Source organism: Stenotrophomonas sp. UBA7606, assembly GCF_002477705.1.
Taxonomy (GTDB): Bacteria; Pseudomonadota; Gammaproteobacteria; order Xanthomonadales; family Xanthomonadaceae; genus Stenotrophomonas.
Genome location: NZ_DLJW01000081.1, coordinates 1 through 8249, shown reverse-complemented (window position 1 = coordinate 8249; position 8249 = coordinate 1). Strand labels below are relative to the sequence as shown.

The 8249-nt window shown below is 64.5% G+C and carries 6 protein-coding genes; 4 read left to right on the top strand and 2 right to left on the bottom strand.

The window, feature by feature from the left end; genetic code table 11:
* The coding region (acs, locus tag B2527_RS10395; protein WP_293711625.1) for an acetate--CoA ligase at nucleotides 1–1568 on the bottom strand (1568 nt) is incomplete at its 3' end.
* Nucleotides 1569–1806: 238 nt separating this feature from the next.
* Between acs and B2527_RS10390 the strand changes: the two genes are divergently transcribed.
* From B2527_RS10390 to B2527_RS10375, 4 genes are all read left to right on the top strand, one after another.
* A complete protein-coding gene (locus B2527_RS10390) occupies nucleotides 1807–3240 on the top strand; it encodes a DcaP family trimeric outer membrane transporter (protein WP_414717066.1) in 1434 nt (477 codons plus the stop codon).
* A gap of 152 nt (nucleotides 3241–3392) precedes the next feature.
* Complete coding sequence (locus B2527_RS10385; protein WP_293711621.1) at nucleotides 3393–3710, top strand: DUF485 domain-containing protein; 318 nt, start codon at nucleotides 3393–3395, stop codon at nucleotides 3708–3710.
* Nucleotides 3707–5428: a cation acetate symporter gene (locus B2527_RS10380; RefSeq protein ID WP_293711618.1), complete on the top strand. Its 1722-nt coding sequence runs from the start codon at nucleotides 3707–3709 to the stop codon at nucleotides 5426–5428. The genes B2527_RS10385 and B2527_RS10380 overlap by 4 nt, the downstream gene beginning before the upstream one ends.
* 303 nt (nucleotides 5429–5731) lie before the next feature.
* Nucleotides 5732–7147, top strand: a complete 1416-nt coding sequence (locus B2527_RS10375) for a coniferyl aldehyde dehydrogenase (RefSeq protein ID WP_293711614.1) — start codon at nucleotides 5732–5734, stop codon at nucleotides 7145–7147.
* 265 nt (nucleotides 7148–7412) lie between these two features.
* Here B2527_RS10375 and B2527_RS10370 read toward each other — a convergent pair.
* Nucleotides 7413–8249, bottom strand: an 837-nt coding sequence (locus B2527_RS10370; RefSeq protein WP_293711611.1) for a transaldolase family protein, incomplete at its 5' end; no start/stop codon positions are given.

Below are 8249 nucleotides of genomic sequence, written 5' to 3'. Positions count from 1 at the left end.
CCGGAGACGTTGATCACGTCATCGACGCGGCCGGTGATCCAGTAATAGCCGTCCTCATCGCGGCGGCAACCGTCGCCGGTGAAGTAGCTGCCCGGGTAGGTGCGGAAATAGGTGTCGATGAAGCGCTGGTGGTCACCGTAGACGGTACGCATCTGGCCCGGCCACGAGTCGCGGATGATCAGGTTGCCTTCGGTGGCGCCTTCCAGCGGCTCGCCGTCGGCGCTGACCAGGGCCGGCTGCACGCCGAAGAACGGCAGCGTGGCCGAGCCCGGCTTCAGGTCGATGGCACCCGGCAGCGGCGAAATCAGGATGCCGCCGGTTTCAGTCTGCCACCAGGTGTCCACGATCGGGCAGCGTGCATCGCCAACCACGTCGTAATACCAGCGCCAGGCTTCCGGGTTGATCGGCTCACCCACGCTGCCGAGCAGGCGCAGGCTCTTGCGCGAGGTGCGCTTGACCGGCTCCTCGCCTTCGCGCATCAGCGCACGGATGGCGGTGGGCGCGGTGTAGAAGATGGTGACCTGGTGCTTGTCGATCACCTCCCAGAAGCGCGAGGTATTCGGGTAGTTGGGCACGCCCTCGAACATCACCGAGGTGGCGCCGTTGGCCAGCGGGCCGTAGACGATGTAGCTGTGGCCGGTGACCCAGCCGACGTCGGCGGTGCACCAGTAGATGTCGTCCTCGCGCAGGTCGAACACGGCTTCGTGGGTATAGGCCGCATACAGCAGGTAACCGCCGCTGGTGTGCAGCACGCCCTTGGGCTTGCCGGTGGAGCCGGAGGTATAGAGGATGAACAGCGGATCTTCCGCGTTCATGCGCTCGGGTTCGCACTCGGCCGGCTGGGTGTCCACCACGTCGTGGAACCAGCGGTCACGCGGCGCCTGCATGTCGACCGCGCCGCCGGTGTGGCGCACCACCAGCACGGTTTCCACGGTATTGGTGCCGGGCAGCTTCAGCGCGGCATCGACGTTGGCCTTCAGCGGCACCTTCTTGCCGCCGCGCAGGCCTTCGTCGGCGGTGATGATCAGCTTGCTGGCGCAGTCGCCGACACGGTCGGCAATGGAGTTGGCGGCAAAGCCACCGAACACCACCGAATGGATGGCACCGACACGGGCGCAGGCCAGCATCGCCACCGCAGCGTCGACGATCATCGGCAGGTAGATGGTGACGCGGTCACCCTTCTTGATGCCGAGATTGCGCAGCGCGTTGCCCAGGCGGCATACGCGTTCGTGCAGTTCGCGATAAGTGACCTTCTGCGCCGGGCTGTCCGGGCCATCGGGCTCGAACAGGATGGCGGTCTTGTCACCGCGCGTGGCCAGCTGCCGGTCCAGGCAGTTGACGCTGACATTGAGCTCGCCGTCCTCGAACCACTTGATGCGGAAATCGTCGAGCTGGTAGCTGACGTTCTTGATCCTGGTCGGCTTCTTGAACCAATCCAGGCGCTCGGCGGTCTTTGCCCAGAATGCATCGGGGTTTTCGACCGATTCGCGGTACAGCTGCTGGTATGTGTTCTTGTCGATCCGTGCCTTCTCGGCGAACGCGGGATCAACGGGATATACATCAGTCATGGCAACCCTCACCTTTGCACTTGTAACCAATGGATGCGCTCTGTCGCGGGACAGAGGCGGACACCCCAAGTGTGCCGCATCCACCCCCCCTCGCGCTGCCCCCTTTGTTAGACGATGGTCGAACAGACGCCTGCTTACGACTAATGGCGAATAGCCGCCCGCCACCCGGCCCGCGCACGCTGGCTGCGACCGTGCAACCGGTGCGGCCCATTCGCCAGCCTGGAGAGAGGCAGAACCCATGAATCGAAACATGTTGAAAACGGCCCGCCGGCCGCTCGCCGCTGCGCTGTTTGTCGCGCTGGTTGCGCCGGGCATGGCCTTTGCCGAAACCGCAAAAGAGAAGGCGCTGGAAGCACGCGTCGCCGATCTTGAACGGCAGGTGCAGTTGTTGCTGTCCACCCAGCAGCAACAGCAGGGCGCCATCGCCCAGACCCAGAGCGAAGTGGTGCAGGTGCGCACCGCACAGGCCGAGCGCGCAGCCGCGCCGGCGGTGCCGGCCGGCAAGCAGCCGATCCAGATCACCAGCATCACCCCGGGCGCGACCGCGGGCACCACCTTCAAGGTTGGCGGCTTCATCAAGGCCGATTTCCTTGCCACGCGTACCGGTGATGGCCAGCTGGCCGACGATGCCACCGGCCGCGCGCTGTACCTGCCGGGCCAGACGCCGGTGCATGGCGCCGGTGGTTCGGGCAAGGCCTCGGACGTGGACTACAACGCCCACGCCAAGTTCTCGCGCTTCAACCTGGGCGTGGACCATGTGGCCGAGAACGGCGACAAGGCCGGCGCCATGGTCGAGATGGACTTCTTCGGCAACGCGCTGGGCAACCAGACCGCGACCAATACCTATGGCGTCACCCTGCGCCACGCCTACATGTACTGGAACAACTGGCTGGCCGGCCAGACCTGGTCCAACTTCATGGACGCTGCATCCATCCCCGAAGCCGCCGACTTCGTCGGCCCCACCGATGGCGTGGTGTTCGTGCGCCAGGCGCAGATCCGCTACACCAATGGCGGCCTGAGTGTTGCCCTGGAGAACCCGGAAACCACCACGCTGACCGGCGCCTACAACCCGGTTACCCAAAGCTGGAACGTACCGGCGGTTGCCAACTCCGACCGTGGCTCGCTGCCGGACCTGACCGTGCGTTACGGCTGGAAGGGTGACTGGGGCACGTTCGGCGTGGCCGGCCTGCTGCGCCAGCTCAAGCTCGACAACCAGACCACCGGTGCCGATGCCAGCAAGGTGGCCGGCGGCGTTACCCTTGGCGGCAAATGGTTGATGGGTGATGCCGATACCCTGCATTACCAGCTGACCGGTGGCGAAGGCATTTCCCGCTACATCGGCCTGGGCATCACCGCCGACAGCGGCTACGACGCCATCCGCGATGAGATCGATCCCACTGGCGTGGTTGCCGCCTACGTCGGCTGGCGCCATGCGTTTTCGCCCAAGCTGCGCACCAACCTGATCTACGCCCGCAGCGATTACGACAACAATGCCGCCATCACCGGCGACCTGGTGACCAAGAGCGTGCAGTCGATCCGCGGCAACATCTTCTACACGCCGATGCCCAAGGTCGATGTCGGTGCGGAGTTGATGTACGGCGTACGCGAGATCGAGAACGGCAGGAAGGGCGATATCAGTCGCCTGCAGTTCACCACCAAGTACAGCTTCTGAGTCATCCGGCAGCATGTGCACAAGGCGCACGCTGCCACCCCCGAAGTCGCAGTACGCAGCATCTCCCTACCCCCACGGGGAGCACTCATGTCACCGCCACGGCGTGTTCTGCACGCCATGGCGCTCGCATTCCCAATGCCTGGAGAATCCCGATGAATGCTTCCGTCGATCCCCGTGTTGAGCGGATCGCCTCCAACCCGGCGTACCAGCGCCTGCGCAGCACGCGCAACAAGCTGGGCTGGACCCTGACCATCCTCATGCTGCTGGCCTATTACGGCTATATCGGCCTGATCGCCTTCGACAAGGCCTTCCTGGCCACGCCTATTGGCCCGGGCAAGATCACCACCGTCGGTATACCGATCGCGCTGGGGCTGATGGTGTTCACCATCGCCATCACCGGCTTCTACGTGCGTCGCGCCAACAAGGAATTCGACGCGCTCACCCAGCAGATCGTGGAGGACGCACAATGAACCATTCGCTGTTGCGTTCGGGCGCCATGCTCGGTCTGCTGCTGGCCAGCGGTGCGGCCCTGGCCGCCGGTGGCGATATAGGCCAGACCGTGCGCCAGCCCACCAACTGGACCGCGATCATCATGTTCGCGACCTTCGTGTTGGCTACCCTGGGTATCACCAAGTGGGCGGCGGGCCGCACCAAGTCGGCTTCCGATTTCTACACCGCCGGCGGCGGCATCACCGGCTTCCAGAACGGCCTGGCCATTGCCGGTGATTACATGTCGGCGGCTTCGTTCCTGGGTATCACCGCGGCGGTGATGACCAATGGTTACGACGGCCTGATCTACGCACTGGGCTTCCTGGTGGGTTGGCCCATCCTCACCTTCCTGATGGCCGAGCGCCTGCGTAATCTTGGCCGCTTCACCTTTGCCGACGTCGCCGGCTACCGTTTCCAGCAGAAGCCGATCCGCATGTTCGCGGCCTCGGGCACGCTGGTGGTGGTGCTGTTCTACCTGATCGCGCAGATGGTTGGTGCTGGTGCGCTGATCAAGCTGCTGTTCGGCCTGGATTACTGGGTGGCGGTGGCGCTGGTTGGCGTGTTGATGATGGTCTACGTGCTGTTTGGTGGCATGACCGCCACCACCTGGGTGCAGATCATCAAGGCCTGCCTGCTGCTGTTCGGCGTCACCTTCATGGCCTTGATGGTGATGTGGCACTTCAACTTCAGCTTCGAGGCGCTGTTCAGCGAGGCGGTGCGGGTCAAGACCCAGATCGCGGCCAACAGCGGCAAGAGTGCGGAGGAAGCAGCAAGTACCGGCCTGGCGATCATGGGGCCAGGTGGCTTCGTCAAGGACCCGATCTCGGCGATCTCGTTCGGCATGGCACTGATGTTCGGTACCGCTGGCCTGCCGCACATCCTGATGCGTTTCTTCACCGTTCCCGATGCAAAGCAGGCACGCAAGTCGGTGCTCTGGGCAACCACCTGGATCGGCTACTTCTACATCCTGATCTTCATCATCGGCTTCGGTGCGATCGCGCTGGTGCTGACCAATCCGGAGTATGCGGACCCGGTCACCGGCACCATCCAGGGCGGCCCAAACATGGCCGCGGTGCTGGTTGGCAAGGCAGTGGGCGGCAATATGTTCATGGGCTTCATCTCGGCGGTGGCCTTCGCCACCATCCTGGCCGTGGTGGCAGGCCTGACGCTGTCCGGTGCATCGGCGGTGTCGCATGACCTGTATGCCACCGTCTTCAAGCAGGGCAATCCGCCGCCGGGCTCGGAACTGCGTGTGTCGCGCATCACCACCTTGGCATTGGGCGTGATCGCAGTGCTGCTGGGTATCGTGTTCGAGAAGCAGAACGTGGCCTTCATGGTGTCGCTGGCCTTCGCCATCGCGGCCTCGGCCAACTTCCCGGTGCTGATCCTGTCGCTGCTGTGGAAGGACTGCACCACCCGCGGTGCGGTGATTGGCGGTTCGTTGGGCCTGGCCTCGTCGCTGATCCTGACCCTGCTGTCGCCGTCGGTATGGGTGGACACGCTGGGCAACCCGGCTGGCAGCGCGCCGTTCCCGTACACCAGTCCGGCGCTGTTTTCGATGACGATTGCGTTTGTCGCCATCTGGTTCTTCTCGATCACCGACAAGAGCAGGAACGCACAGGCCGAGCGTGCCGCCTACCCGGCACAGCAGGTACGTGCGGAAACCGGCATTGGTGCGAGCAAGGCCTCGTCGCACTGATTGCTTGAGCAATGCGTAATGCAAAGGCCGCCCCCGAAAGGGGGCGGCCTTTCTTTGCGAACAGCATCGCTTCTCCCTCCGCCCTTGCGCCTTGCGCACGGGGGGCAAAAACGGCGTGCAAGGGGGGCTGGCAGGTCACGCCCTTTGATCCCTCCCTGGCGCAAAACGCAGGGGAGGGATCTTGGGGTAGCTCCACCGCCTTCGCTCCCGGCTTTGCGCAGCACATCACGCCTGCCTCGCAAACAACCCTTCACTCCTCAACACACACGGGTTTACAGTGGCCGCTGATCTTGGGGAGGCACCATGGATCCACAGACCGATGGTTCAAACACGCTGCAGCAGCGCCTGACGCAACTGCGTGAGACCTGGCAACAGCGCAAGCCGGACTACCCGCAACGCCGCGATGACCTGCGCCGCCTGCGTGCCGCGTTCAAGGCGCGCATTCCGGAGATGACCGAGGCCATCGCCGCCGATTTCGGCCACCGCTCCAAACACGAATCGGTGATTGCCGATGGCATGACTGTCACTGGTGAGATCGATCACCTGCTGTCGCACCTGCGGGGCTGGATGCGGCCCGAACGGATCGGCGTGGGCTGGCGCTTCTGGCCGGCGCGGGCGCAGGTGCGACCGGTGCCGGTGGGCGTGGTCGGGGTGATCTCGCCGTGGAACTACCCGGTCAATCTGGCGCTGGTGCCATTGGCGACGGCGATTGCCGCTGGTAACCACGTGATGCTCAAGCCGTCCGAGCACACACCGAACAGCTCAGCGTTCCTGCAGTCCCTGTTGGCCGAGGTATTTCCCGCTGATCGGGTGGCGGTGGTGCAGGGCGATACCAGCGTGGCCTCTGCGTTCTCGGGCCTGCCGTTCGACCATCTGGTGTTCACCGGCTCCACCGCGATTGGCCGCAAGGTGATGGCGGCCGCCGCGCAGCATCTGACCCCCTTGACCCTGGAGCTCGGTGGCAAGTCACCGGCCTTGGTGGCAGCGGACTATCCGGTGGATGGCGCGGCCGCACGGCTGGCGACCGGCAAGTGGTTCAATGCCGGCCAGACCTGCATCGCCCCGGATTATGTGTTGATTGACGAAGCGCGGGTGGATGCACTGGTCGCCGCGCTGCGTGCGCAGGTGCAGCTGCGTTACGGCGACTTCGCTGATGCCAGCGATTACAGCCGCATCATCAACGAAGGCCAGTATCAACGCCTGCAGGGTTATGTGGATGACGCGCGTGCGCGTGGCCTGCAGGTGTTGCCGTTGGCCGATATCGATGCGGAGCGGTCGCGGCGCGAGCGCTTGTTCCCACCGACCTTGATCCTGCAACCGGGCGATGATGCGACAGTGATGCAGGACGAAATCTTCGGGCCGATCCTGCCGATCCGCAGCTATCGCTCACTGGACGAGGCCATCGCCACCATCAATGGCCGCGACCGGCCCTTGGCCCTGTACCCCTTCAGCCATGACAAGGTGACGGTGGAGAAGATCGTCGGCCAGACCATTGCCGGCGGCGTCACCGTCAACGACACCTTGCTGCACTTCGCTATCAATGGATTGCCGTTTGGCGGTGTTGGGGCAAGCGGCATGGGCGCGTACCACGGCAAGGCCGGCTTTGATGCGATGAGCAAGCGTTTGCCGGTGCTGTGGCAGACCCGCCGGGCCGGCAGTGATCTGCTGCGGCCGCCGTACAAACGGGTAGCGCGGTTCATCGAGATGATTTCGCGCTGAGCTGGAAAAGCCGCAACCAGGCACAGGGGACCGGCTGCGGTGACCCCGGCACGAGGGAGAGGGAGCCGGGTGTCGAAAAGCTTCTGAAAGCCCCTCTCCCTGCGGGAGAGGGGTTGGGGTGAGGGTAAGGGGCGAAGCCTCTTGCAGCCAATTGTCTCTAGGCTTTGCACTTACCCTCATCCGCCCCTTCGGGGCATCCCCGCCTTCGCGGGGACAGGCTCTTCTCCCGCAGGGAGAAGGGAGTGGTCAGGCATTGCTTTGGCTGTCAGCCGCCCAACTCATCAGCAATTCGCTGGCGCAAAACCTGCAGATCCTTCGCAAACGCCTCAATACCAGTAGCCAGCTTCTCCGTAGCCATCGGATCAGCCGCCATATCCGCATCAAACGTCGCTTCATCAATCGCAGCGACGTTCACCGCTTCAGCAGCACCCGCCACCAGCTTGCGCGGCAGCTCGCCGAAGTCCGCGTCCAGCTTCTCCAGCAGGTCCGGCGAGATCGTCAAACGGTCGCAACCAGCCAGCGCTTCGATCTGCGCGGTCGAGCGGAACGAGGCGCCCATCACCACCGTGCTGGAACCACGGCGCTTGAATTCGGCAAACACACCGCGCACGAACTGCACGCCCGGGTCTTCGTCAATGTTGGCCGGGGTCTGGCCGTTGGCCACGTACCAGTCCAGGATGCGGCCGACGAACGGCGAGATCAGGAAGGCACCGGCTTCCGAACAGGCCAGGGCCTGGGTCGGGTTGAAGATCAGGGTCAGGTTGCAGTCGATGCCTTCGGCCTGCAGCACGCGCGCGGCTTCCACGCCGGCCCAGGTGGCGGCGATCTTGATCAGCACCTTGCTGCGCGGCACACCGGCCGCTTCGTACATGGCGATGAACTCGCGGGCCTTGGCCACGGTGGCCTCGGTGTTGTGGGCCTGGTCGGCGTCCACCTCGGTGGAGACGCGGCCCGGTACCAGCTCGGCCAGCATCGTGCCCACGCCCACGGTCAGGCGGTCAACCACGGCATTGGCGATGGCCTGCTTGTCACCACTCTGGGCACGGCCCCACTGCAGCTCGCGCTCGATCAGGCCGGCGTAGACCGGCAGGTCGAGGGCTTT